The organism is Pseudomonas auratipiscis, from assembly GCF_036324085.1.
In the GTDB taxonomy this organism is placed as follows: domain Bacteria; phylum Pseudomonadota; class Gammaproteobacteria; order Pseudomonadales; family Pseudomonadaceae; genus Aquipseudomonas; species Aquipseudomonas auratipiscis.
The window spans coordinates 83,293-106,616 of the sequence record NZ_JAZDCU010000012.1; the positions used below are offsets into that span (position 1 = coordinate 83,293).

A 23,324-nucleotide genomic window follows, 5' to 3' on the forward strand; every position below is an offset into this window, starting at 1 on the left:
CCCCCGGTGTTTTAACCGAATTTATCCTGGCGTGCCGGGGTCTGGATCAAGGTTTTTGTCCCCCGATTAGTGTAGACCGAAGCTGCGATCGCCCATTGTCCAAGCCAGTAGGCGAGGATGATCAGATAGGGGGCAGCTTCGAAATGCCCGACAAAGCGATCGATGCCTATCAAGCTATCGGAAAATACGAAGGCTATCGCTCCCAATGCCGCGATACCGCCGCAAGCCAGGGCGCGCCAGAGCATGGCGCTGATAGCCAGTGCGTAGACCGTTACCGGAATCAGCAATTCTCCGAGCCCGTGGCTGATCAGAAGCGTCAGCAGCGCCGCACCGACAATCAGTGAAATGGCCAGTGCCCAGGTCGCCATTTGACGCGCTTCATTAAGGTAGGCGCGCAGGTAGGCCAGGTGGGCGAACAGAAAGGCTGCCAGGCCGAACACGAACAGATCGCCCGGTACGGCCAGGAGCACGTCGCCCAGCAGTGAGAATGCCAGGCCCACGGTTATCCAGCGACGGTAGCGGCCAGGTTCGGCAGCATACAGCCAGGCGATCAGGGCGAGGACGGGAATCGGTTTGACTGCCAGGCCGAGTAGCGCGTTGTCGCTGGCCAGTGCATATAGATAGAAGGCGGCGCCGAGCAGGGCCAGGCAGAGAAGCGTGAGAGGGCGGGGCATGACCGATCCTTGGTGTTGTCGTGCCCCTAGGATAGCCAATGCGGATTATTAAGGAAGTGCCGAATCGGCCGAATCAGCGGGCTTCGTGGAGCCTGTGTGACGTTGCTGAATAAGCAAAAACCCGGAGCCCCATCACAGGCTCCGGGTTTCATCTGCTACCCGAATTTCAGCAATTGCCCACTAATCAGTGGAACTGCTCTTCTTCGGTGGAGCCGGTCAGCGCGGTAACCGAAGACTTGCCACCTTGAATCACAGTGGTCATGTCGTCGAAGTAGCCGGTGCCGACTTCCTGCTGGTGGGCCACGAAGGTGTAGCCTTTGGAAGCGTCAGCGAACTCTTGTTCCTGCAGTTTCACGTAGGCGGTCATGTCGTTGCGGGCGTAGTCGTGCGCCAGGTTGAACATGCCGTGCCACATGTTGTGAATGCCGGCCAAAGTGATGAACTGGTGCTTGTAGCCCATGGCCGACAGTTCGCGTTGGAACTTGGCGATGGTCGCGTCGTCCAGGTTCTTCTTCCAGTTGAAAGAAGGCGAGCAGTTGTAGGACAGGATCTGGTCTGGGTATTCCTTCTTGATCGCTTCGGCGAAACGACGGGCTTCGTCCAGGTCTGGCTTGGCGGTTTCACACCAGATCAAGTCAGCGTAAGGCGCGTAGGCCAGGCCGCGGGCAATGGCTTGGTCGAGACCGGCACGTACCTTGTAGAAACCTTCCTGGGTACGCTCGCCAACTACGAATGGCTGATCGTAAGGGTCGCAGTCGCTGGTCAGCAGGTCAGCGGCGTTGGCGTCGGTACGGGCCAGAATGATGGTCGGTACGCCGGCAACGTCGGCAGCCAGACGCGCAGCGCTCAGCTTTTGTACGGCTTCCTGGGTTGGCACCAGAACCTTGCCGCCCATGTGACCGCATTTTTTAACCGATGCCAGTTGGTCTTCGAAGTGAACGCCGGCGGCGCCTGCTTCGATCATGTTCTTCATCAGCTCGTAGGCGTTCAGGACGCCGCCGAAACCGGCTTCGGCGTCAGCCACGATTGGAGCGAAGTAGTCGATGTAGCCGTCATCGCCTGGGTTCTTGCCTGCTTTCCACTGGATCTGGTCGGCGCGACGGAACGAGTTGTTGATGCGCTTGACTACAGTTGGAACCGAGTCTACTGGGTACAGCGACTGGTCTGGGTACATGGACTCGGCCGAGTTGTTGTCGGCAGCCACTTGCCAGCCGGACAGGTAGATAGCCTGGATGCCGGCCTTCACCTGTTGAACAGCCTGGCCACCGGTCAGGGCGCCCATGCAGTTGACGAAATCTTTTTCTGGACGGAAGGCCGGGTGTGCACCTTGAGTGACCAGCTTCCACAGCTTTTCAGCACCCATGCGGGCCAGGGTGTGCTCAGGTTGGACCGAGCCACGCAGACGTACGACATCAGCGGCGGTGTAGGTACGGGTCACGCCTTTCCAGCGCGGGTTTTCGGCCCAGTCTTTTTCGAGGGCTGCAATTTGCTGTTCGCGTGTCAGTGCCATGGAAATAAACCTCGTCGCATCGGTCTTGGAAAAAATTCTCGCTCACACAGCGCAGATCAGAAGCCTGGCGCAAGTCATGTTCAGCGAAATGTGCGACGGTCGAACGATGGTGCTCGAAGCGGGGAAGCGAGCAGGCTTGGGTCAGGTATTCGTTGCAGGGTGGCTCGTGGTTGCCGAACTGCATTGAACAGTACTGCCGGGTGCCTTTTGATGCGCTTCCGTCCCTCGGGACAACTTCGTTCCAGTCGCAATCTCGTCAAACTGCCTTGTGGGCTGTACAGACACGAGTCGGCTCAGGTGGGTAGGTTAGAGCGCGGCTCGAAGGCCTTTTGCAGGGCCTCTGATTAGCGGGAGCGGGGCCATCATGCCTATACCAAATGAGGTCGTCAAATGTTTTGTAGTGCTTTTTTATCACCACTACATCTTTTGTCTAATACGACCCATCAGTCAGTTCCGAGGCTGTTGGTCGAAGCCTTGATCTGCGCGGCCTCAGTCCAAAGCATCGACTTTTACCCGTAAAGTCATGTTTTCACCGCGCTGTGTGCTGTAGGAAATGGCTGAAGCACTACGTTCGGCCTGACTCTGCTGGTTGACCCCGGCCAGGGTTATCCATTCACCAAGCTTGCCACTGACCGTTGTGTCGGTACTTTGAACCTTCACTACATCGGGACGCTCCAGGCTCATGCGGTCATTGTTGGTGCTAATGCTCAGGCTGACGTTATTACCGTTGACGCTGGCCGTGACATAGAAACCCTGGGTAACGTTGCGATATTCAGTGTCGCTTTGAACCCGGCCGTAGCCGTCGGTGCTAGTGCTGGTAACGGGAATGCTCTGGCCAACCTGAATCAGTGCAGGGCTACCTTCGGTTGCCTGCACCTGCTGCAGGCCGCCTTCGCGGTTCGAGGTGCCGTAGCGGATAACGCGAGCATTGCCGCGATTGTCCTGATAGTTGCTGTCGTTGTTGTCGACGCTGATCATCAGGCGGCGCGGCGCAGTATCCAGTTGCGCAAGTAACGCGCGCAGGTCATCGATTCGTTCGGGGTCGGCGTTGACGATCAACTTGTTTTCGAAGGCGCTGACAGTGCCGTTTTTGCCAAGAAATGATTGTGCGGTGGGTAGCAGCTCGGCGCTGGTGCGGTGGCTCAGTGGCAGGACTTCCGTAGCGGCTAGCGCGCTGAGGCTGAACGACAGGAGAAGAGAGGCGAGAAGGGGGAGTAGCGGCATGTCCATGATCTCCGCGGGTGGAGTGGACATGATGGCAAATTTGTAGGGTTTTTGCTGGCTTCATCGTGGTGCAGGCCCGCCCCCATCATAGGGGGGCGAGCTTGCACCACGATAAGCTGTCAGGCCAGTTCGCGTGACTCGCGAACCATGTCCACGTGCGGAATGCCCGCCTCGAGGAACTCTTCGCTTACCACCTTGAAGCCAAGGCGTTCGTAGAACGGCGTAGCCTGTACTTGGGCGCTGAGCATCTGCTGCTTCAGATCGCGGTGCTGCGCTTCGACGATCACCGCCTGCATCAACGCATCGCCGACCTTCAGGCCGCGCCAGTCTTTGAGTACCGACACTCGGCCAATCTGGCCGTCGCCCAGCAGGCGTGCGGTGCCGATGGCGTAGTCGCCTTCCATTGCCAGGAAGTGTACGGCGCTGTCGTCGTCGGCATCCCATTCCAGTTCGGGCGGCACGCATTGCTCGGCAATGAATACGGCTTCACGGATACGGCGGATGTCAGCGTTGTCTTTGTGCCAATCGGCGAGGCGAACGCGGATTTTATTCATTGGCAAACCCCAAGCTTCCTTGTTTGACCAGCTCGCAGATCAATGTAAGGCCTTGATCGCTTTCAAGCCACTGCTCAAGGTTTTCAATATGCAACGCGTCGGCGGCGCAGATCAGCTTCAGCAGCTCGCGCAGGTCGCCCGGCAGCAGGCGGCTTTGGCCGCTGGCGAACAACAGCAGGTTGTCGTCGACTTCCGACCAGGCCAGGCGAGCACTCGGGTTGCGGATAAGGATTGCACCCTGGGCCAGGCTTTCGATCAGTTGTGCTTCGTCCAATGGCTCGCCGCTGACCAGTTCAGGGTAGCGCGGCTCGGTCATGAACTGGCCGAACCAGGTGAGCAGCAGACGCTCGTCGCTCATGTGCTCGGTCAGCAGGTTCTTCAAGCGGTCCAGGGCGTCGTGCTGGATCTGGTGCGGATCGCTGACGGGCTGCGCATCGGCGTCGCTGTAGCGTTCTTCGTCCGGCAGGAACTGGCTGAGGAAGTCGGTGAAGTGGGTCAGCACTTCGGCGGCGCTAGGGGCGCGGAAGCCTACCGAGTAAGTCAGGCAGTTGTCTTCGGCGATGCCGTAGTGAGCCAGGCGGGGTGGCAGGTAGAGCATGTCGCCCGGTTCCAGGGTCCATTCTTCGCTTTGCTCGAATTCAGCCAGAATGCGCAGGTCGGCGTGCTCCAGCAGCGGACTGTCGCTGTCGCACATCTGGCCTACTTTCCAGTTGCGCTTGCCTTCGCCTTGCAGCAGGAACACGTCGTAGTTATCGAAGTGTGGGCCGACGCTGCCACCGGGGGCGGCGAAACTGATCATCACATCGTCGATGCGCCAGCTTGGCAGGAAGCGGAAGTGCTCGAGCATCTCGTGCACTTCCGGCACGAACTGATCCACCGACTGCACCAGCAGGGTCCAGTCGCGCTCAGGCAAGGTGCTGAAGGTGTCTTCCTCGAATGGGCCGCGACGCAGTTCCCAGGGGCGCTCGCCGTGCTCGATAATCAGGCGCGATTCGACTTCTTCTTCGAGGGCCAGGCCGGCCAGTTCGTCGGCGTCGATCGGGCTTTCGAAGTCGGTAAAGGCCTGGCGCACCAGCAGGGGTTTCTTCTGCCAGTAGTCGCGCATGAATTCGCGGGCAGTGAGGCCGCCTAACAACTGCAGTGGAGTATCAGGATTCATGTGTAACCTATTGAAAAAAAGTAATTTTCTTTCGGTAATAAAAACGCCCGGCTGAGCCGGGCGTTTACGCGTAAGGCGTAGATCAGACGCGTTTGGCTTGAGCGACGGCGTTACCGATGTAGGACGCGGGTGTCAGCTTCTTCAGCTCGGCACGCGCTTCGGCTGGCATGTCCAGGCCATCGATGAAGGTCAATAGCGCTTCAGGGCTGATGCCTTTGCCACGTGTCAGCTCCTTGAGCTTCTCGTATGGGTTCTCGATGTCGTAGCGACGCATGACGGTCTGGATTGGCTCGGCCAGTACTTCCCAGCAGGCGTCCAGGTCTTCAGCGATGCGCTGGGTATTGATTTCCAGCTTGCTGATGCCTTTGAGGCTGGCTTCGTAAGCGATGACGCTGTGGGCGAAACCAACACCCAGGTTGCGCAGCACGGTGGAGTCGGTCAGGTCACGCTGCCAGCGCGAAATCGGCAGCTTGCTGGCCAGGTGCTGGAACAGCGCGTTGGCGATACCCAGGTTGCCTTCGGAGTTTTCGAAGTCGATCGGGTTGACCTTGTGCGGCATGGTCGAGGAACCGATTTCACCTGCAATAGTGCGCTGCTTGAAGTAACCCAGGGAAATGTAGCCCCAGATATCGCGGTCGAAGTCGATCAGGATGGTGTTGAAGCGAGCGATCGCATCAAACATCTCGGCGATGTAGTCGTGCGGTTCGATCTGGGTGGTGTACGGGTTGAACACCAGGCCCAGCTCGTCTTCGATGAAGGCGCGGGCGTTGGCTTCCCAGTCGATCTGTGGGTAGGCCGAGAGGTGGGCGTTGTAGTTGCCTACGGCGCCGTTGATCTTGCCCATCAGCGGTACGGCAGCGACTTGTGCGATCTGGCGCTCGAGGCGGTAGACAACGTTCGCCAGCTCTTTACCCAGGGTGGTCGGCGAGGCCGGTTGGCCGTGGGTGCGCGACAGCATCGGCACGTCGGCGAAGCGGTGGGCCAGTTCACGGATGGCCTGGGCGATCTGGCGCATCAACGGCAACAGCACGTCATCACGGCCGGCGCGCAGCATCAGGGCGTGGGACAGGTTGTTGATGTCTTCGCTGGTGCAGGCGAAGTGAATGAACTCGCTGACCTTGGCCAGTTCTGGCAGCTTGGCTGCCTGCTCCTTGAGCAGGTACTCAATGGCCTTGACGTCGTGGTTGGTGGTGCGCTCGATTTCTTTCACGCGCTCGGCGTGTTCGAGGGCGAACTCATCGGCCAGGCCATTGAGCAGGGCGTTGGCTTCGGCAGAAAACGCTGGAACTTCAGCGATTTGCGGATGAGCGGCGAGGCGTTGCAACCAGCGCACCTCAACCAGGGCGCGGAAACGGATCAGACCGTATTCGCTGAAAATAGGGCGCAGGGCCTGGGTTTTGCCGGCATAACGGCCGTCAACAGGGGAAACCGCAGTGAGCGAGGAAAGCTGCATGGGGTGTTCTCGGACAGTCAGGCTTTGAAGAGGGCGCATATCATACATGAAAAACGCGCCCGAGTCGGGTGGCTGACCAATGGTCTGCCAGTAAATCTTTCGTCGTATCGCAAGGCGGTGCGCTTCCACGGGTGAGGCTCGGTGAGAGCGGTCTTGCCCCGCGCAAGCGGTGTCAGCCACGTAGCATCGGGTAAAGCTCTTTAAGCAACTTGCGTCGGCTGATCACTAGCTGCCAGCGATGGCCGCCCAGTTGGCGCCATAGGCGTGCAGCACGAATGCCGGCCAGCAGTAGCGCGCGGATCTTCGAAGCGTTGCTCGGTTGTTGCAGGTGGCGCATGTCGCCGTGCACCTGGATGCGCTGGCGCAGGGTGCTCAAGGTGTCTTGATACAGGGCGCCACTGGAAGCGATGACGTTTTCATGCACCAGGCCGAAATGCTCGGCCTGGGACTGGATCTGTGGCAGTCGATTGCCGATTGCATCGAGCATATCGCCACGCTTGGCCAATTGCCGTTCCAGGCCCAGCATTGACAGGGCGTAGCGCAGGGGCTCGCGTTGCAGGCTGCCCGGGTCGCGTTCCAGCGCACTGGCGAGGGCGCGGTAGCCGTCGCGCAGGTTGAGATCGTCGCCGCCGAACACTTCCAGGGTGTTCTGTGGATCACGAACCAGTAGGCTGCCAAGCATGCAACCCAGGTGGGCCTCGCTGGCCTGGCCGGTGCGGGCAATGCGGTCAACCAGAACCGCGGCCTGGAATACGCCGCCCAAGGCGATCAACTGCTCCTGAATCGAGCTCATCAGTGGCTGCTCCACGGCTCGGCCGTTTCGATCACGCCACCGCCCAGGCATATTTCGCCATCGTAGAACACCACGGACTGGCCGGGGGTGACGGCGCGTTGCGGTTCATCGAACACGGCGCGATAACCGCTCTCGCTGAGTTCCAGGGTGCAGTCCTGATCGCTCTGGCGGTAACGTACCTTGGCGGTGAGTCTGCGCGGGCTGGTCAGGTCTATCGGGTTTACCCAGAAAATTTCCGAAGCCATCAGGGCGCGGGAAAACAGCCACGGGTGTTCATTACCCTGACCCACCACCAGCACGTTGCGCTCGAGGTCTTTTTCCAGCACGTACCACGGCTCGTCACCGGCGTCCTTGAGGCCGCCAATGCCCAGGCCCTGGCGCTGGCCGATGGTGTGATACATCAGGCCGTGATGGCGACCGATCACTTCGCCCTCGGTGGTCTGGATCTCGCCGGGCTGCGCAGGCAGGTACTGCTTGAGGAAGTCACTGAAGCGACGTTCGCCAATAAAGCAGATGCCGGTAGAGTCTTTCTTCTTTGCTGTGGCCAGGCCGTGTTTTTCGGCAATGGCGCGCACTTCGGGTTTTTCCAGCTCGCCAACCGGGAACAGTGTCCGGGCAATTTCCTTGCCGCCGACAGCGTGCAGGAAATAGCTCTGGTCCTTGTTCGGGTCCAGGCCCTTGAGCAGCTCGGTGCGGCCGTCAGTGTCGCGACGACGCACATAGTGACCCGTCGCAATCAGGTCGGCGCCCAACATCAGGGCATAATCGAGGAAGGCTTTGAACTTGATTTCACGGTTGCACAGGATGTCCGGATTCGGCGTGCGACCGGCCTTGTATTCGGCCAGAAAGTGCTCGAACACGTTGTCCCAGTACTCGGCGGCGAAGTTGGCGGTGTGCAGCTTGATACCAATGCGATCGCAAACAGCCTGGGCGTCGGCCAGGTCTTCGCGGGCGGTACAGTATTCGGTGCCGTCGTCTTCCTCCCAGTTCTTCATGAACAGGCCTTCCACCTGGTAGCCCTGCTCCATCAGCAGGAGGGCGGAGACGGAAGAGTCCACGCCGCCGGACATGCCGACAATAACGCGTGTCTTTTCGGGTTCGTAAAGTGCTGGACTGGTCATAGGTACCGGCTGTGTATCTGGAAAAAGACGGCGATTCTATCAGGCCGTGGCCTTCAAGGCATCGTCACTGTCAGTCGCGGATCAAGGTCAGGCTGTGCAGCGGTCCGGCCAGGTAGTCGTCGATGCAGCGTGGCACCAACTCGCTGCGCCAGCGCTCGGGCATTGCCAGCAGCTCGTCGCGGCTCAGCCAGATAGCACGAACAATGTCGCTGTCCAAAGGGCGCTGCGGGTGGTGCTTGAGCGGCCGCGCGGCAAAACAGACGCGTTGGTAGGTTACGCCGTTGCTTGGGGCTGTATAGAGGTAGATGCCGACGATGCCGGTGAGTTCGACTTCCCATGCGCTCTCTTCGAGGGTTTCGCGGCGGGCGGCGTCGAGCAGGCTTTCGTTGGCTTCAAGATGGCCTGCGGGCTGGTTGAAGACGTGCTTGCCGGCCTTGAACTCCTCGACCATGAGGAAGCGGCCCTGGTCTTCAACGATAGTGGCGACAGTGATATGGGGTCGCACGGTTGAATCTCTCCCTTGGTTGTAAGCTGCAAGCTGCAAGCTGTAAGCCACACGTAGAGGTGGGGCAGGAGTGCTCGTTCTTGTGGCTTACAGCTTGCAGCTAAAGAAAACCCCGGTGCGTGGCCGGGGTTCTTTGTTACTGCATCAAGCTGCTTCGCTTACAGTGCGGCAATCGCGCTGTTGAGCGTCTGGCTTGGGCGCATCACTTTGCTGGTCAGCTCGGCGTCTGGGTAGTAGTAACCACCGATTTCGGCCGGCTTGCCCTGAACGGCGTTGAGTTCGGCGACGATGGTCGCTTCGTTCTCGGCCAGGGCTTTTGCCAGTGGGGCGAAGCGCGCTTGCAGTGCGGCGTCGTCGCTCTGTGCAGCCAGCGCCTGGGCCCAGTAAAGGGTCAGGTAGAAGTGGCTGCCACGGTTGTCGATGCCGCCGACCTTGCGAGCCGGAGACTTGTTGGTGTCCAGGAACTGGCCAGTGGCCTGATCCAGGGTCGCCGCCAGTACCTTGGCTTTCGGGTTCGCGTAGGCAGTGCCCAGGTGCTCCAGGGAGGCGGCCAGGGCCAGGAACTCACCCAGCGAATCCCAGCGCAGGAAGTTTTCTTCAACCAGTTGCTGTACGTGCTTCGGTGCCGAGCCGCCGGCGCCGGTTTCGAACAGGCCGCCGTTGTTCATCAGCGGTACGATCGACAGCATCTTGGCGCTGGTGCCCAGTTCCATGATCGGGAACAGGTCGGTCAGATAGTCGCGCAACACGTTACCGGTTACCGAGATGGTGTCCTGGCCGGCGCGGATGCGCTCCAGGGAAACCTTCATGGCGTCGACAGGTGACAGGACGCGAATGTCCAGGCCGGCAGTGTCGTGGTCTTTCAGGTACTGCTGGACTTTCTCGATCAGAACGCCGTCGTGGGCGCGCTGCGGATCGAGCCAGAACAGTGCCGGAGTATTGCTGGCGCGGGCACGGTTTACAGCCAGTTTGACCCAGTCTTGAATCGGGGCGTCTTTGGTCTGGCACATGCGGAAGATGTCGCCAGCTTCGACGTCCTGGGACAGCAGCAGGTTGCCCTTACCGTCAACTACGCGGATTACGCCGTCGACCTTGGCCTGGAAAGTCTTGTCGTGCGAACCGTATTCTTCGGCTTTCTGCGCCATCAGGCCAACGTTCGGTACGCTGCCCATGGTGGTCGGATCGAAGGCGCCATGCTGCTTGCAGTCTTCGATAACGGCCTGGTAGATGGTCGCGTAGCAGCGATCCGGAATCACCGCCTTGGTGTCTTGCAACTGACCTTCGGTGTTCCACATCTTGCCCGAGTCACGGATCATCGCTGGCATCGATGCATCGACGATAACGTCGCTTGGCACGTGCAGGTTGGTGATGCCCTTGTCGGAGTTGACCATGGCCAGGGCAGGGCGTACGTCGTAGACGGCTTTGATGTCCGCTTCGATCTGCGCCTGCTGCTCAGCTGGCAGGTCTTTGATACGGGCGTACAGGTCGCCGATACCGTTGTTCAGGTTGAAACCGATCTGTTCCAGTACGGCGGCGTGCTTGCTCAGCGCGTCCTTGTAGTACTCGGCAACGATCTGGCCAAACATGATTGGGTCGGAGACCTTCATCATGGTGGCTTTCAGGTGTACCGACAGCAGTACGCCCTTGGCCTTGGCATCTTCGATTTCGGTGGCGATGAATGCGCGCAGTGCCTTGGTGCTCATGGTCGCGCAGTCGATGATTTCGCCGGCCTTGACCGCGGTTTTTTCTTTCAGAACGGTCGTGTTGCCGTTCTTGTCCAGTAGCTCGATGCGCAGGTTGTCATCGGCTTCGATCAGCGCGGCTTTCTCGCTGCCGTAGAAATCACCCTGGCTCATATGGGCCACGTGGGATTTGGAGTCTGCAGCCCAGGCGCCCATCTTGTGTGGGTGCTTGCGAGCGTAGTTCTTGACCGACAGTGGGGCGCGGCGATCGGAGTTGCCTTCACGCAGAACCGGGTTCACGGCGCTGCCCTTGATGCGGTCGTAGCGAGCCTTGGCTTCTTTTTCGGCGTCGCTGGTAGCAGCTTCAGGGTAGTCGGGAACGTTGAAGCCCTTGGCTTGTAGTTCCTTGATTGCGGCTTTGAGCTGCGGTACCGAGGCGCTGATGTTAGGCAGCTTGATGATGTTGGCTTCTGGCGTAGTAGCCAGTTGGCCCAGTTCTGCCAAATGGTCGGCCACTTGCTTGTCGGCGCCGAGCTGTTCGGGGAAGGCAGAAAGGATGCGGCCGGCCAGAGAGATGTCCCGGGTTTCTACGGCGATGTCGGCGCAAGCGGTAAAGGCTTCGACGATGGGGAGCAGTGAATAGGTGGCGAGGGCAGGGGCTTCGTCGGTGAAGGTGTAGATGATCTTGGATCGGGTGGGCATATTCGGGTTAACTCTCTGTTTTGCTGAGCGTGCGCAGAATCTCGAAGTGCGCAGGGTAGGCGCTTCGCTCAGACACATCTATGAGCAGAAGGTCGAGGGTTCTGTGCAGTGATGGTGGATTGCATCAGTCGAGTGTCAAACGGCTGGACTGCGGTAACAGTTCAGTCAGGTCGAACCAATCAAGTCGGGGTCGCGTTTCAGACGGTTTGCCCCAGTGACCCTTTGGTCACCGGCGGAGTATACCAAATCCTTGGTCGTAATCATCAAGATCAACGTGTAACAACGGCTTTTTTAGACCAAAGATGTAGGCGCATCAGCCCCAAAATGGTGCATTTGCCACCATGGTTCCCGTTGCCGTGCAACTGGGGTACGCTCTGGGGATCCAGATGACGTACCACACCAAAAAAAACGGAGTGCAGCATGGGATACCAGAAAATCAAGGTTCCGGCAGTCGGCGACAAAATCACCGTCAATGCGGACCATTCTCTCAATGTTCCTGATAATCCGATCATCCCGTTCATCGAAGGCGACGGCATTGGCGTAGACGTCAGTCCCGTCATGATCAAAGTGGTCGATGCTGCTGTAGAAAAAGCCTATGGGGGCAAGCGCAAGATTTCCTGGATGGAAGTCTATGCCGGTGAAAAGGCCACCCAGGTGTATGACCAGGATACCTGGCTGCCACAGGAAACCCTGGATGCGGTCAAGGATTACGTCGTCTCCATCAAGGGGCCGCTGACCACGCCGGTTGGCGGGGGTATTCGATCTCTCAACGTGGCCCTGCGCCAGCAACTGGACCTGTATGTCTGCCTGCGTCCTGTGGTCTGGTTCCAGGGTGTGCCAAGCCCGGTGAAAAAGCCGGGTGACGTCGACATGGTGATCTTTCGCGAAAACTCCGAAGACATTTATGCCGGCATCGAATGGAAAGCCGGTTCGCCCGAGGCGAATAAGGTCATCAAGTTCCTCAAGGAAGAAATGGGCGTCACCAAGATTCGTTTCGACCAGGACTGCGGTATCGGCATCAAGCCGGTGTCGAAGGAAGGTACCCAGCGCCTGGTACGCAAGGCCCTGCAATACGTAGTGGACAACGACCGCGAGTCGCTGACCATCGTGCACAAGGGCAATATCATGAAGTTCACCGAAGGAGCCTTCAAAGACTGGGGCTATGAGGTTGCCAAGAACGAATTTGGCGCCGAGCTGCTGGATGGCGGCCCGTGGATGAAGTTCAAGAACCCGAAAACCGGTCGTGACGTCATCGTCAAGGATGCGATTGCCGATGCCATGCTCCAGCAGATTCTGCTGCGTCCGGCTGAATACGATGTCATCGCCACCCTGAACCTCAACGGCGACTACCTTTCAGACGCACTGGCTGCAGAAGTAGGCGGTATCGGCATTGCGCCGGGCGCCAACTTGTCCGACACCGTGGCAATGTTCGAAGCCACCCACGGTACCGCGCCCAAGTATGCCGGCAAGGACCAGGTCAACCCGGGTTCGGTGATTCTCTCGGCCGAGATGATGTTGCGTCACTTGGGCTGGACTGAGGCTGCCGATCTGATCATCAAGGGCACTAACGGCGCTATTGCTGCCAAAACCGTAACCTATGATTTCGAGCGCCTGATGGATGGCGCCACGCTGGTCAGCAGCTCCGGTTTCGGTGAGGCAATGATCAAGCACATGTAAGCAAGGCAATAAAAAGCCGGCCCCTTCGCAAGAACGGGCCGGCTTTTTCTATGTGCTGTGGCGGTCAGGCAATTACGGTAGTGGTCGAGGCTGGCGCAGGGTCGGTGATGGCTGCCTTGAGTCCGGTGATTTTCACCGCGTGCAACCCCTTTGGCCCCTGGATGATGTCAAAGCTGACAGCCTGTCCGGCTTTCAGGGTTTTGTAACCATCCATCTCGATAGCTGAGTAATGAGCGAACAGATCGTCGCTTTTCCCCTCTTCGTTGATGAATCCATAGCCTTTGGCGTTGTTGAACCACTTGACTTTACCGCTTGCCATCCTCATATCCCTCTGCAAAGGACTCCATCACTGGAGTATCATCCACTCCATCCGCATATGAACCTGCGAAAATTCTGGTTGACTGCGCGGATCTTTATCGACCACGGTGGGTTCTTATTGGTTGTAACACCGTTTTGCCGATAGTCAAGGTGAGGTGACGGCAATCCCGCGTCATCTGTGCGGTCAATCCACAATCCAACTTGTCGAAATGATGAAATTCTTTCCATGCATGCACATAGCCAGATTCGACTAACATTCAATCAGGATCGCCCGCAATCGCATGAGGACGATGGTTCTGGCCTGGCGGTACAGGAAGCCAAGCCGGCCCTGCAGGCACCACCAATGTACAAGGTGATTTTGTTCAACGATGACTACACGCCGATGGATTTCGTCGTCGAAGTGCTCGAGGTGTTTTTTAACCTGAATCGTGAGCTGGCGACCAAGGTCATGCTGGCCGTCCATACAGAAGGACGGGCAGTTTGCGGATTGTTTACCCGTGACATTGCCGAGACCAAGGCTATGCAGGTCAATCAATACGCTAGGGAAAGCCAGCATCCGCTACTCTGTGAAATCGAGAAGGACGGTTAATCGCCGACCACTTGGGTATGAGGTGAAGCTATGTTAAACCGCGAGCTCGAAGTCACCCTCAATCTGGCCTTCAAGGAGGCTCGCTCGAAACGTCATGAGTTCATGACTGTCGAGCACCTGTTGTTGGCGCTATTGGATAATGAGGCCGCCGCGACCGTTCTACGCGCCTGCGGCGCGAACCTCGACAAACTCAAACATGACCTGCAGGAGTTCATCGACTCCACCACGCCATTGATCCCCGTGCATGACGAGGACCGCGAAACCCAGCCAACCTTGGGCTTCCAGCGTGTGCTGCAGCGCGCAGTCTTCCATGTCCAGAGCTCGGGCAAACGTGAAGTCACCGGTGCCAACGTGCTGGTAGCGATCTTCAGTGAACAGGAAAGTCAGGCGGTGTTTCTGCTCAAGCAGCAGAGCGTCGCGCGTATCGATGTGGTCAACTTCATCGCCCATGGCATCTCCAAGGTGCCGGGGCATGGCGATCACTCCGAAGGCGAGCAGGACATGCAGGACGAAGATGGTGGTGAAACCTCGTCGTCAGGCAACCCTCTGGACGCCTATGCCAGCAACCTCAACGAGCAGGCTCGCCAAGGTCGTATCGACCCGCTGGTGGGACGCGAACTTGAAGTCGAGCGGGTAGCGCAGATCCTTGCACGTCGACGCAAGAACAACCCTCTGCTGGTCGGTGAGGCCGGCGTCGGCAAAACCGCCATTGCCGAAGGTCTGGCCAAGCGAATTGTCGATGGTCAAGTGCCTGATCTGCTGGCACAAAGCGTGGTCTATTCCCTTGATCTGGGCGCCTTGCTGGCCGGTACAAAATACCGGGGTGATTTCGAGAAGCGCTTCAAGGCGCTGTTGAATGAACTGCGCAAGCGGCCGCAGGCCATTCTCTTCATCGATGAGATCCACACCATCATTGGTGCCGGTGCGGCCTCCGGTGGGGTGATGGATGCTTCCAACCTGCTGAAGCCGTTGTTGTCTTCCGGTGATATCCGTTGCATCGGCTCGACCACCTTCCAGGAGTTTCGTGGCATTTTCGAGAAGGACCGGGCGTTGGCGCGACGCTTCCAGAAAGTCGATGTCAGCGAGCCGTCGGTGGAAGACACCGTAGGCATTCTGCGGGGTCTGAAGGGGCGCTTCGAGTCGCATCACAATATCGAATACAGTGATGAGGCACTGCGCGCCGCTGCCGAGCTAGCAGCACGCTACATCAACGATCGGCACATGCCCGACAAGGCAATCGACGTCATCGACGAGGCGGGCGCCTACCAGCGTCTGCAGCCGGTGGAAATGCGCGTCAAGCGTATCGATGTGCCGCAAGTCGAGGACATCGTTGCGAAGATCGCGCGTATTCCACCAAAGCATGTCACCAGTTCCGATAAAGAGCTTCTGCGTAACCTTGAGCGGGACCTGAAGTTGACTGTGTTTGGTCAGGATGCAGCGATCGATTCGCTGGCGACCGCTATCAAGCTGTCGCGTGCCGGGTTGAAAGCGCCTGACAAGCCAGTGGGCTCGTTCCTGTTCGCAGGGCCTACCGGTGTAGGTAAAACCGAGGCAGCGCGCCAGTTGGCCAAGGCGCTGGGTGTCGAGTTGGTGCGTTTCGACATGTCCGAGTACATGGAGCGTCACACCGTGTCGCGTTTGATCGGTGCGCCTCCAGGCTATGTCGGTTTCGACCAGGGTGGCCTGCTTACCGAAGCCATTACCAAGCAGCCTCATTGCGTACTGTTGCTCGATGAAATCGAGAAAGCCCATCCGGAAGTCTTCAACCTGCTGTTGCAGGTAATGGACCACGGTACTCTGACCGACAACAACGGGCGCAAGGCGGACTTTCGCAATGTCATCGTGATCATGACCACTAACGCCGGTGCTGAAACGGCTGCACGAGCCTCGATTGGCTTTACGCAGCAGGATCACTCTTCTGACGCGATGGAAGTAATCAAGAAGAGTTTCACGCCTGAGTTCCGTAACCGCCTGGATACCATTATCCAGTTTGGTCGCCTGAGCCACGAAGTGATCAAGAGTGTGGTGGACAAGTTCCTTACCGAACTGCAGGCGCAGCTTGAAGACAAGCGTGTTCTGTTGGAGGTAAGTGATGCGGCGCGCAGTTGGCTGGCTGCGGGTGGCTACGATGCGCAGATGGGCGCGCGGCCAATGGCGCGGCTGATTCAGGACAAGATCAAACGGCCATTGGCCGAAGAGATCCTGTTCGGAGAACTGGCCGAGCATGGCGGTGTGGTGCACATCGACATTCGCGAGGGTGAGCTGGTATTCGACTTCGAAACCACGGCGGAGATGGCATAACGGCTTAAGTGAGGCGGGCCTGGTCCGCGATTGCGGTGTGTAAGCACATGGCTATCGCGGAACAGGCACGATCCCATCGCAAGCCCGTTCCCAGTGGATTTCTGGGGCGAACAAAAACGCCCGGCATATAGCCGGGCGTTTTTGTTGGTGTCGCTTAGCGGGCGCGGTAGGTGATGCGCCCTTTGCTCAGGTCATAAGGCGTCAGTTCAACGCGGACCTTGTCACCGGTCAGGATTCGAATGTAGTTCTTGCGCATTTTTCCGGAGATATGCGCGGTAACGACGTGCCCGTTTTCCAACTCCACACGGAACATGGTGTTGGGCAGGGTGTCGACGACAGTGCCTTCCATTTCGAAGCTGTCTTCTTTCGACATGCAGTAAAGCCCTCGGTATCCAGTTATTGGCCCGGTGCACAACTGCGCCAGGCTAAAAAAGTGGCGTGCATTGTGCCCGAAAAATGGATTTCAAGCCAATGATTTCAGTTTAGGCTCACCCAGCGCTGATTGATCAGTAGCTCGATAGGGCGATACTGGGTCTTGTAGTTCATCTTTTTGCAGTTTTTGATCCAATATCCGAGGTAAACCGCTTCCAGGTCGAGGCGCAGTGCTTCGGTGATTTGCCAGAGGATGGCGAAGCGACCCAGGCTGCGGCGCTCTTCATCGGGTTCGTAGAAGGTGTAGACCGCCGAGAGGCCGTTGGGCAGCAAATCAGTGACTGCCACGGCGACCAGGCGGCCATGCAGGCGAAATTCGTAAAAGCGTGAAAATGGCAGGTCGCGGACCAGGAAGGTCGCGAACTGATCGCGGCTGGGTGGGTACATGTCGCCATCGGCGTGACGTTGCTCGATGTAGCGCCGGTACAGCTCGAAGTACTCTTCCTTGAACGCTGGGCGAGCGGCGGTGACGCTGATGTCGGCGTTGCGTTTGAGAATGCGCTTCTGTTGGCGGTTGGGTAAAAATCGCGCAGCCGGGATTCGCGCCGGCACGCAGGCGTTGCAGTTTTGGCAATGCGGGCGATACAGGTGATCGCCGCTACGCCGGAAACCCATTTCCGACAGGTCTGCGTAGACATTCACATCCATCGGCTGGCTCGGGTCGAGAAACAGCGTGGTGGCTTGTTCGTCAGGCAGGTAGCTGCAGGAATGGGGTTGAGTGGCATAAAACTTCAACCGCGCCAGCTCTGTCATGATCAACCCCTCGGGAGGTGCTTTAGATTTAAGTGTATGCCAGCTGGGAAAACTCGCCTAACAAACCCAGGTGGCGCTATTGGGTTGATCCAGGTAGCGCTCCAGATAATCGGCGAAAGTGGCTCGGGCAATGGCTCGGGCGCCCAGGCTGTGCAGGTGTTCGGTGGGCATCTGGCAATCGATCAGGATAAACCCTGCTTGCTGAAGGTGTTCCACCAGCGTCACGAAGCCAACTTTGGATGCATTGTCGGCGCGGCTGAACATCGATTCGCCGAAAAACAGGCGGCCCATGGCCAGTCCATACAGGCCGCCGACCAGTTCGCCGTTCTGGCGCACCTCCACCGAGTGGGCAAAACCCTGGTCGTGCAGTTTAAGGTAGGCCGCCTGCATGCTGTCGGTGATCCAGGTGCCGTCTGCGTAGTCGCGTGGCGCGGCGCAGGCGGCAATCACCGCCGCGAAGTCCTGATCGAAACTTACCTGGTAGTGGCCCTGGCGGATAAATTTGCGCAACGAGCGCGATACGTGCAGTTCGTCGGGGAACAGCACTGTACGCGGGTCCGGTGACCACCAGAGGATTGGCTGTCCGTCCTGATACCAGGGGAAGCAACCGTGACGATAGGCTTGCACCAGGCGCTCGGCGCTTAGATCCCCGCCAGCGGCGAGTAGGCCGTTAGGGTCGCGCATGGCTTTGTCCAGCGCGGGGAATGTCAGGGAGTCGCGGCTCAACCAGGTCAGCATCGTGGTCCAAAGATGGAGGAGGGGAGGGCGTCCAGCATTGCCTGAAAGCACCTTGCGGGGCAAGTCGCGTCGTCACCAGCGGCTTTATGGCAACTTGCTTTGGCGTTTGTTGTCACACCTGTGCAAAAACAACGCATAAGCCTTTGTCACAAAAGAAAATGCGTGCTCAAATTGCGATATAGGAAATTGGCCACCGTTTACGCTTGTTTCTAGCGTGCCGCCATAGCGGTAGACGGGCAGTAATGTTAAAAGTAGTGGTTTATTGACTGTTCAAATAGGTCAATCACTGTTGGACGCGCGTTGAGCGCAGGAATAGAAGCGTTTTGAAGAAATCCACCGCAACATCGAAGCCCTTGCCTGTGCCGCTTTGGCGTCAGCAGCTGCATTACCGCCTCAAGGAAGGTGCGCTGATCGCCTTTGGGGCGCTGTGCCTGTACTTGTTGATGGCGCTGCTGACCTACGATCAGGCCGATCCAGGTTTCAGTCATACCAGCAATGTCGATCAGGTGCAGAATGCCGCCGGGCGCGCGGGTGCCTATTTCGCCGACGTTCTGTTCATGGTGCTCGGCTATTTCGCCTATATCTTTCCGTTGCTGCTGGCCATCAAAACCTGGCAAATTTTCCGTGAGCGCCATCAGCCTTGGCAGTGGAGCGGCTGGCTGTTCTCCTGGCGCTTGATCGGCCTGGTGTTTCTGGTGCTTTCCGGCGCCGCCCTTGCGCACATTCACTTCCATTCTGCCGCCAGTTTGCCTGCCTCGGCCGGCGGTGCCTTGGGCGAAAGCCTGGGAGATCTGGCCAAGAACGCCTTGAACGTACAGGGCAGCACCCTGATGTTCATTGCCCTGTTCCTGTTTGGCCTGACCGTGTTTACCGACCTGTCCTGGTTCAAGGTCATGGACGTTACCGGCAAGATCACCCTCGATCTGTTCGAACTGTTCCAGGGCGCCGCCAATCGCTGGTGGGCGGCGCGTAACGAGCGCAAGCGTCTGGTTGCACAACTGCGTGAAGTCGACGATCAGGTTCATGATGTGGTCGCTCCAATGGTCCCGGACCGCCGTGAGCAAGCCAAGGCCAAGGAACGTATCATCGAGCGTGACCAGGCCCTGACCAAACATGTGGCCGAGCGTGCGCAACAGCCAGCGCCGGTGATCATGCCCGCGCCTGCCAAGGTGCCTGAGCCGAGCAAGCGCGTGCAGAAGGAAAAGCAGGCGCCGCTGTTCGTCGACAGTGCCATTGAAGGCACATTGCCGCCGATTTCGATTCTTGATCCTGCCGAGAAGAAACAGGTCAATTATTCGCCTGAATCCCTGGCCGGCGTGGGGCATTTGCTGGAAATCAAGCTCAAGGAGTTCGGCGTGGAAGTCTCGGTGGACTCCATTCACCCAGGCCCCGTGATTACCCGCTACGAAATCCAGCCGGCCGCAGGCGTGAAAGTCAGCCGGATCGCCAACCTGGCAAAAGACCTGGCGCGGTCGCTGGCAGTGACCAGCGTGCGTGTGGTTGAAGTAATTCCCGGCAAGACCACCGTCGGTATCGAGATTCCCAACGAAGACCGACAGATCGTGCGTTTCTCCGAAGTGCTGTCGTCGCCGCAGTATGACGAAGCCAAGTCGCCGGTCACCATGGCTCTGGGCCACGACATTGGCGGTAAGCCGGTCATTACCGATCTGGCCAAGATGCCGCACCTGCTGGTAGCCGGTACGACCGGTTCCGGTAAGTCGGTGGGCGTTAACGCCATGATCCTGTCGATCCTGTTCAAGTCGGGGCCGGAAGACGCCAAGCTGATCATGATCGACCCGAAAATGCTCGAATTGTCGATCTACGAAGGCATTCCACATCTGTTGTGCCCGGTGGTTACCGACATGAAGGACGCCGCCAATGCGTTGCGCTGGAGCGTGGCCGAGATGGAGCGGCGCTACAAGCTGATGGCCGCGATGGGCGTACGTAACCTGGCGGGCTTCAACCGCAAGGTCAAAGATGCCGAGGAAGCGGGCGAGCCTATCTATGACCCGATGTTCAAGCGCGAGAGCATGGATGACGTGCCGCCGCTGCTGAAAACCCTGCCGACCATCGTGGTGGTGGTCGACGAGTTCGCCGACATGATGATGATCGTCGGCAAGAAGGTTGAAGAGCTGATCGCACGTATCGCCCAGAAGGCCCGAGCTGCCGGTATCCACCTGATCCTTGCGACGCAGCGGCCTTCGGTAGACGTGATTACCGGCCTGATCAAGGCCAACATCCCGACCCGTATGGCGTTCCAGGTATCGAGCAAGATCGACTCACGGACCATCATCGACCAGGGCGGTGCCGAGCAGTTGCTCGGTCACGGTGACATGCTTTATATGCCGCCAGGCACCAGCCTGCCGATTCGCGTGCATGGCGCCTTCGTTTCCGACGAAGAGGTTCACCGTGTGGTCGAGGCCTGGAAGTTGCGTGGCGCCCCAGACTACAACGACGACATTCTCAACGGTGTCGAAGAAGCCGGTAGCGGCTTCGACGGTGGTAGTAGTGGCGATGGCGATGATGCCGAAACCGATGCCCTGTACGATGAAGCCGTACAATTCGTGCTGGAAAGCCGTCGTGCTTCCATTTCCGCCGTGCAGCGCAAGCTGAAGATTGGCTACAACCGCGCCGCGCGCATGATCGAGTCGATGGAAATGGCCGGTGTCGTAACCGCCATGAACACCAACGGCTCGCGTGAAGTGATTGCCCCCGGGCCGTCTCGCGACTGATGACCTTTCAGCCTGTGGCCAGCGACGGCCACAGGCCCATTCATACTGCAACGAGGATTGCCATGCGCCTGATTCGCATGATGTTGGTTTCCGCTTTGGCCGTGTCCAGTGCGTCGGTTTTTGCTGGTGAGCAGGATGTGGCGCGCTTGACCCAGTTGCTGGAAAAATCCCGGACTATCGAGGCTCGATTCTCGCAGTTGACCCTGGATGCCAGCGGCACCAGCCTGCAGGAAACGGCGGGGCAAATGTCGGTTCAGCGCCCAGGACTGTTTTACTGGCACACTGACGCGCCACAGGAGCAAGTCGTAGTCTCCGACGGCAAGACGGTAACCTTGTGGGATCCGGACCTGGAGCAGGCGACGATCAAGAAGCTCGATCAGCGCCTGACCGAAACGCCTGCACTGCTGTTGTCCGGTGATGTATCGAAGATCAGCCAGAGCTTCGATATCACCTCCAAGGAGCAGGGTGATGTCATGGATTTCACCCTCAAGCCGAAAACCAAGGACACCCTGTTTGACTCCCTGCGCCTTTCGTTCCGCAAGGGGCTGGTCAATGATATGCAACTGATCGACAGCGTCGGCCAGCGCACCAACATCCTGTTCACCGGCGTCAAAGCCAACGAGGCGATTGCGGCAGGCAAGTTCAAGTTCGACATCCCGAAAGGCGCTGACGTCATTTCGGAATAAGAGGTAGTAACGCCATCCATGGACCTGTTTCGTAGCGAACCCGTAGCCCAGCCTCTGGCAGCGCGCCTGCGCCCGGCCAACCTGGACGAGTACGTTGGCCAGGAGCACTTGCTGGCCCGCGGCAAGCCGCTGCGCGAAGCGCTGGAGCAGGGAGCGTTGCACTCAATGATTTTCTGGGGCCCGCCCGGGGTCGGCAAGACCACCCTGGCGCGGCTGCTGGCGCAGTTCTGCGATGCCCACTTCGAAACCGTTTCGGCGGTGCTGGCGGGGGTCAAGGAGATCCGCCATGCGGTGGAAATCGCCAAGCAGCAGGCAGGGCAATACGGGCGGCGCACCATACTGTTCGTTGACGAAGTGCACCGTTTCAACAAGTCCCAGCAAGATGCCTTCTTGCCGTATGTAGAAGACGGCACGCTGATTTTTATCGGTGCCACCACTGAGAACCCTTCGTTCGAGCTCAACAATGCGTTGTTGTCGCGGGCGCGGGTGTATGTGCTCAAGAGCCTCGACGAAGCGGCCCTGCGCAAATTGGTCAATCGCGCCCTGAGCGAGGAGCGTGGCCTCGGCAAACGCCAGTTGCGCGTCGGCGATGAAGCGTTTCAGATGCTCATGGCTGCTGCCGATGGTGATGGTCGGCGCATGCTCAACTTCCTCGAAAACGCCTCCGATCTGGCGGAGGATGGCGGCGAAATCGGTGTGGAGTTGCTGCAAAGCCTGCTGGGTGACAGTCGCCGTCGCTTCGACAAGGGCGGCGAAGCCTTCTACGACCAGATCTCGGCGCTGCACAAGTCGGTCCGCGGCTCCAACCCCGACGGCGCACTGTATTGGTTTGCCCGAATGCTCGACGGTGGCTGTGATCCGCTCTATATCGCGCGTCGTGTCGTGCGCATGGCCAGCGAAGACATCGGCAACGCCGACCCCCGCGCCTTGAGCCTGTGCCTGGCGGCCTGGGATGTACAAGAGCGTCTCGGCAGCCCTGAGGGTGAGCTGGCCGTGGCCCAGGCCATCACCTACCTTGCCTGTGCGCCGAAGAGCAATGCCGTTTACATGGGCTTCAAGACTGCCCTGCGTGAAGCGGGTGAGCATGGTTCGCTGGAAGTGCCGCTACACTTGCGCAATGCGCCGACCAAGTTGATGAAACAACTGGGCTATGGCGACGAGTACCGTTACGCCCATGATGAACCGGATGCCTATGCAGCCGGGGAAGATTACTTCCCGGATAACCTCGAGCCGCGCCCTTACTATCAGCCTGTGCCGCGCGGCCTGGAATTGAAGATTGGTGAGAAGCTCAAGCACCTCGCTGAGCTTGATCGCAACAGCCCACGGCAACGGAGAAAGTCATGATTGCTGTGATCGCCGCCGTCAGCGCGGGGGGTATCGCCGGGACCTTGCTGCGATTTGCCACGTCCAATTGGGTCAATGCCCACTGGCCACGCCACTTCTATCTCGGTACGCTGGCGGTCAATCTGATTGGCTGTCTGCTGATCGGCCTGCTATACGGGTTGTTTCTGCATCGCCCGATGGTGCCGGTCGAACTGCGTGCTGGCCTGATCGTCGGCTTTCTTGGCGGTTTGACTACATTTTCATCCTTTTCCCTGGATACCGTGCGTCTGCTCGAAAGCGGGCAGGCGCCGCTGGCCTTCGGTTATGCCGGGCTTAGCGTATTTGGCGGGCTGCTCGCGACCTGGGCCGGCCTGTCTTTAACCAAATTCTGAACCAAC

The 23,324-nt window shown here is 58.7% G+C and carries 21 protein-coding genes; 7 read left to right on the top strand and 14 right to left on the bottom strand.

The window, feature by feature from the left end; all coding sequences use genetic code 11:
• Positions 1 to 11: 11 nt before the first annotated feature.
• The 10 genes from V0R60_RS17400 to V0R60_RS17445 form a co-directional block, all read right to left on the bottom strand.
• Complete coding sequence (locus V0R60_RS17400; RefSeq protein WP_330080313.1) at positions 12 to 674, bottom strand: lysoplasmalogenase; 663 nt, start codon at positions 672 to 674, stop codon at positions 12 to 14.
• Positions 675 to 858: 184 nt separating this feature from the next.
• Entirely contained in the window at positions 859 to 2,184 is a 1,326-nt protein-coding gene (gene aceA, locus V0R60_RS17405; protein WP_107025575.1) for an isocitrate lyase, read from the bottom strand.
• A 489-nt stretch (positions 2,185 to 2,673) separates the two neighbouring features.
• The gene (locus tag V0R60_RS17410) at positions 2,674 to 3,408 is read right to left on the bottom strand and encodes a secretin N-terminal domain-containing protein (protein WP_330080314.1); all 735 of its coding nucleotides are present in this window, start codon (positions 3,406 to 3,408) and stop codon (positions 2,674 to 2,676) included.
• 119 nt (positions 3,409 to 3,527) lie between these two features.
• Positions 3,528 to 3,962 (bottom strand): GNAT family N-acetyltransferase, encoded by a 435-nt coding sequence (locus V0R60_RS17415; RefSeq protein WP_136477171.1) that lies wholly within the window; start codon positions 3,960 to 3,962, stop codon positions 3,528 to 3,530.
• Positions 3,955 to 5,121 (bottom strand): ribosomal protein uL16 3-hydroxylase, encoded by a 1,167-nt coding sequence (locus V0R60_RS17420; protein WP_136477170.1) that lies wholly within the window; start codon positions 5,119 to 5,121, stop codon positions 3,955 to 3,957. The genes V0R60_RS17415 and V0R60_RS17420 overlap by 8 nt, the downstream gene beginning before the upstream one ends.
• 82 nt (positions 5,122 to 5,203) lie before the next feature.
• Positions 5,204 to 6,574 carry an adenylosuccinate lyase gene (gene purB / locus V0R60_RS17425; protein WP_136477169.1) on the bottom strand — a complete coding sequence of 457 codons (1,371 nt, stop codon included), beginning with the start codon at positions 6,572 to 6,574 and terminating at the stop codon, positions 5,204 to 5,206.
• A gap of 172 nt (positions 6,575 to 6,746) precedes the next feature.
• Positions 6,747 to 7,367 (bottom strand): high frequency lysogenization protein HflD, encoded by a 621-nt coding sequence (hflD, locus tag V0R60_RS17430; protein ID WP_136477168.1) that lies wholly within the window; start codon positions 7,365 to 7,367, stop codon positions 6,747 to 6,749.
• The gene (gene mnmA, locus V0R60_RS17435; RefSeq protein WP_330080315.1) at positions 7,367 to 8,488 is read right to left on the bottom strand and encodes a tRNA 2-thiouridine(34) synthase MnmA; all 1,122 of its coding nucleotides are present in this window, start codon (positions 8,486 to 8,488) and stop codon (positions 7,367 to 7,369) included. The genes hflD and mnmA overlap by 1 nt, the downstream gene beginning before the upstream one ends.
• 70 nt (positions 8,489 to 8,558) lie before the next feature.
• On the bottom strand, positions 8,559 to 8,993 hold the full coding sequence (locus V0R60_RS17440) for an NUDIX hydrolase (protein ID WP_330080316.1): 435 nt from the start codon (positions 8,991 to 8,993) through the stop codon (positions 8,559 to 8,561).
• A 158-nt stretch (positions 8,994 to 9,151) separates the two neighbouring features.
• Positions 9,152 to 11,377: an NADP-dependent isocitrate dehydrogenase gene (locus V0R60_RS17445; RefSeq protein WP_136477165.1), complete on the bottom strand. Its 2,226-nt coding sequence runs from the start codon at positions 11,375 to 11,377 to the stop codon at positions 9,152 to 9,154.
• Positions 11,378 to 11,797: 420 nt separating this feature from the next.
• Between V0R60_RS17445 and icd the strand changes: the two genes are divergently transcribed.
• On the top strand, positions 11,798 to 13,054 hold the full coding sequence (icd, locus tag V0R60_RS17450; RefSeq protein ID WP_330080317.1) for an NADP-dependent isocitrate dehydrogenase: 1,257 nt from the start codon (positions 11,798 to 11,800) through the stop codon (positions 13,052 to 13,054).
• 64 nt (positions 13,055 to 13,118) lie between these two features.
• Here icd and cspD read toward each other — a convergent pair whose 3' ends face one another.
• On the bottom strand, positions 13,119 to 13,373 hold the full coding sequence (gene cspD, locus V0R60_RS17455; RefSeq protein WP_330080318.1) for a cold shock domain-containing protein CspD: 255 nt from the start codon (positions 13,371 to 13,373) through the stop codon (positions 13,119 to 13,121).
• Between the two features lie 225 nt (positions 13,374 to 13,598).
• On the opposite strand from cspD, the gene clpS reads away from it, so the two are divergent.
• Together clpS and clpA are read left to right on the top strand one after the other, a co-directional pair.
• Positions 13,599 to 13,961, top strand: a complete 363-nt coding sequence (gene clpS / locus V0R60_RS17460; protein WP_136477162.1) for an ATP-dependent Clp protease adapter ClpS — start codon at positions 13,599 to 13,601, stop codon at positions 13,959 to 13,961.
• Positions 13,962 to 13,991: 30 nt separating this feature from the next.
• Complete coding sequence (gene clpA, locus V0R60_RS17465; RefSeq protein WP_330080319.1) at positions 13,992 to 16,262, top strand: ATP-dependent Clp protease ATP-binding subunit ClpA; 2,271 nt, start codon at positions 13,992 to 13,994, stop codon at positions 16,260 to 16,262.
• A gap of 154 nt (positions 16,263 to 16,416) precedes the next feature.
• On the opposite strand, the gene infA is transcribed toward clpA, so the two are convergent.
• The 3 genes from infA to aat all read right to left on the bottom strand — a co-directional run bounded on the left by infA (position 16,417) and on the right by aat (position 18,185).
• Positions 16,417 to 16,635, bottom strand: a complete 219-nt coding sequence (gene infA, locus V0R60_RS17470) for a translation initiation factor IF-1 (RefSeq protein WP_002553999.1) — start codon at positions 16,633 to 16,635, stop codon at positions 16,417 to 16,419.
• Positions 16,636 to 16,739: 104 nt separating this feature from the next.
• Positions 16,740 to 17,447: an arginyltransferase gene (locus V0R60_RS17475; RefSeq protein ID WP_330080320.1), complete on the bottom strand. Its 708-nt coding sequence runs from the start codon at positions 17,445 to 17,447 to the stop codon at positions 16,740 to 16,742.
• A gap of 57 nt (positions 17,448 to 17,504) precedes the next feature.
• On the bottom strand, positions 17,505 to 18,185 hold the full coding sequence (aat, locus tag V0R60_RS17480) for a leucyl/phenylalanyl-tRNA--protein transferase (protein ID WP_330080321.1): 681 nt from the start codon (positions 18,183 to 18,185) through the stop codon (positions 17,505 to 17,507).
• Between the two features lie 323 nt (positions 18,186 to 18,508).
• Here aat and ftsK point away from each other — a divergent pair, with 323 nt between their 5' ends.
• From ftsK to crcB, 4 genes are all read left to right on the top strand, one after another.
• On the top strand, positions 18,509 to 20,917 hold the full coding sequence (gene ftsK / locus V0R60_RS17485; RefSeq protein WP_203542581.1) for a DNA translocase FtsK: 2,409 nt from the start codon (positions 18,509 to 18,511) through the stop codon (positions 20,915 to 20,917).
• Positions 20,918 to 20,979: 62 nt separating this feature from the next.
• Positions 20,980 to 21,603: an outer membrane lipoprotein chaperone LolA gene (gene lolA, locus V0R60_RS17490; protein ID WP_136477157.1), complete on the top strand. Its 624-nt coding sequence runs from the start codon at positions 20,980 to 20,982 to the stop codon at positions 21,601 to 21,603.
• A gap of 18 nt (positions 21,604 to 21,621) precedes the next feature.
• Positions 21,622 to 22,947 (top strand): replication-associated recombination protein A, encoded by a 1,326-nt coding sequence (locus V0R60_RS17495; RefSeq protein WP_330080322.1) that lies wholly within the window; start codon positions 21,622 to 21,624, stop codon positions 22,945 to 22,947.
• Positions 22,944 to 23,318, top strand: coding sequence for a fluoride efflux transporter CrcB (gene crcB / locus V0R60_RS17500; protein WP_136477155.1), 375 nt, complete (start codon positions 22,944 to 22,946; stop codon positions 23,316 to 23,318). Before V0R60_RS17495 ends, crcB begins: the two co-directional genes overlap by 4 nt.
• Positions 23,319 to 23,324 lie beyond the last annotated feature (6 nt).

Coding starts and splice junctions, on each gene's coding strand:
- V0R60_RS17400 (WP_330080313.1), bottom strand. CDS start 674: ATGCCCCGCCCTCTCACGCTTCTCTGCCTGGCCCTGCTCGGCGCCGCC.
- aceA (WP_107025575.1), bottom strand. CDS start 2,184: ATGGCACTGACACGCGAACAGCAAATTGCAGCCCTCGAAAAAGACTGG.
- V0R60_RS17410 (WP_330080314.1), bottom strand. CDS start 3,408: ATGCCGCTACTCCCCCTTCTCGCCTCTCTTCTCCTGTCGTTCAGCCTC.
- V0R60_RS17415 (WP_136477171.1), bottom strand. CDS start 3,962: ATGAATAAAATCCGCGTTCGCCTCGCCGATTGGCACAAAGACAACGCT.
- V0R60_RS17420 (WP_136477170.1), bottom strand. CDS start 5,121: ATGAATCCTGATACTCCACTGCAGTTGTTAGGCGGCCTCACTGCCCGC.
- purB (WP_136477169.1), bottom strand. CDS start 6,574: ATGCAGCTTTCCTCGCTCACTGCGGTTTCCCCTGTTGACGGCCGTTAT.
- hflD (WP_136477168.1), bottom strand. CDS start 7,367: ATGAGCTCGATTCAGGAGCAGTTGATCGCCTTGGGCGGCGTATTCCAG.
- mnmA (WP_330080315.1), bottom strand. CDS start 8,488: ATGACCAGTCCAGCACTTTACGAACCCGAAAAGACACGCGTTATTGTC.
- V0R60_RS17445 (WP_136477165.1), bottom strand. CDS start 11,377: ATGCCCACCCGATCCAAGATCATCTACACCTTCACCGACGAAGCCCCT.
- icd (WP_330080317.1), top strand. CDS start 11,798: ATGGGATACCAGAAAATCAAGGTTCCGGCAGTCGGCGACAAAATCACC.
- cspD (WP_330080318.1), bottom strand. CDS start 13,373: ATGGCAAGCGGTAAAGTCAAGTGGTTCAACAACGCCAAAGGCTATGGA.
- clpS (WP_136477162.1), top strand. CDS start 13,599: ATGCATGCACATAGCCAGATTCGACTAACATTCAATCAGGATCGCCCG.
- clpA (WP_330080319.1), top strand. CDS start 13,992: ATGTTAAACCGCGAGCTCGAAGTCACCCTCAATCTGGCCTTCAAGGAG.
- infA (WP_002553999.1), bottom strand. CDS start 16,635: ATGTCGAAAGAAGACAGCTTCGAAATGGAAGGCACTGTCGTCGACACC.
- V0R60_RS17475 (WP_330080320.1), bottom strand. CDS start 17,447: ATGACAGAGCTGGCGCGGTTGAAGTTTTATGCCACTCAACCCCATTCC.
- aat (WP_330080321.1), bottom strand. CDS start 18,185: ATGCTGACCTGGTTGAGCCGCGACTCCCTGACATTCCCCGCGCTGGAC.
- lolA (WP_136477157.1), top strand. CDS start 20,980: ATGCGCCTGATTCGCATGATGTTGGTTTCCGCTTTGGCCGTGTCCAGT.
- V0R60_RS17495 (WP_330080322.1), top strand. CDS start 21,622: ATGGACCTGTTTCGTAGCGAACCCGTAGCCCAGCCTCTGGCAGCGCGC.
- crcB (WP_136477155.1), top strand. CDS start 22,944: ATGATTGCTGTGATCGCCGCCGTCAGCGCGGGGGGTATCGCCGGGACC.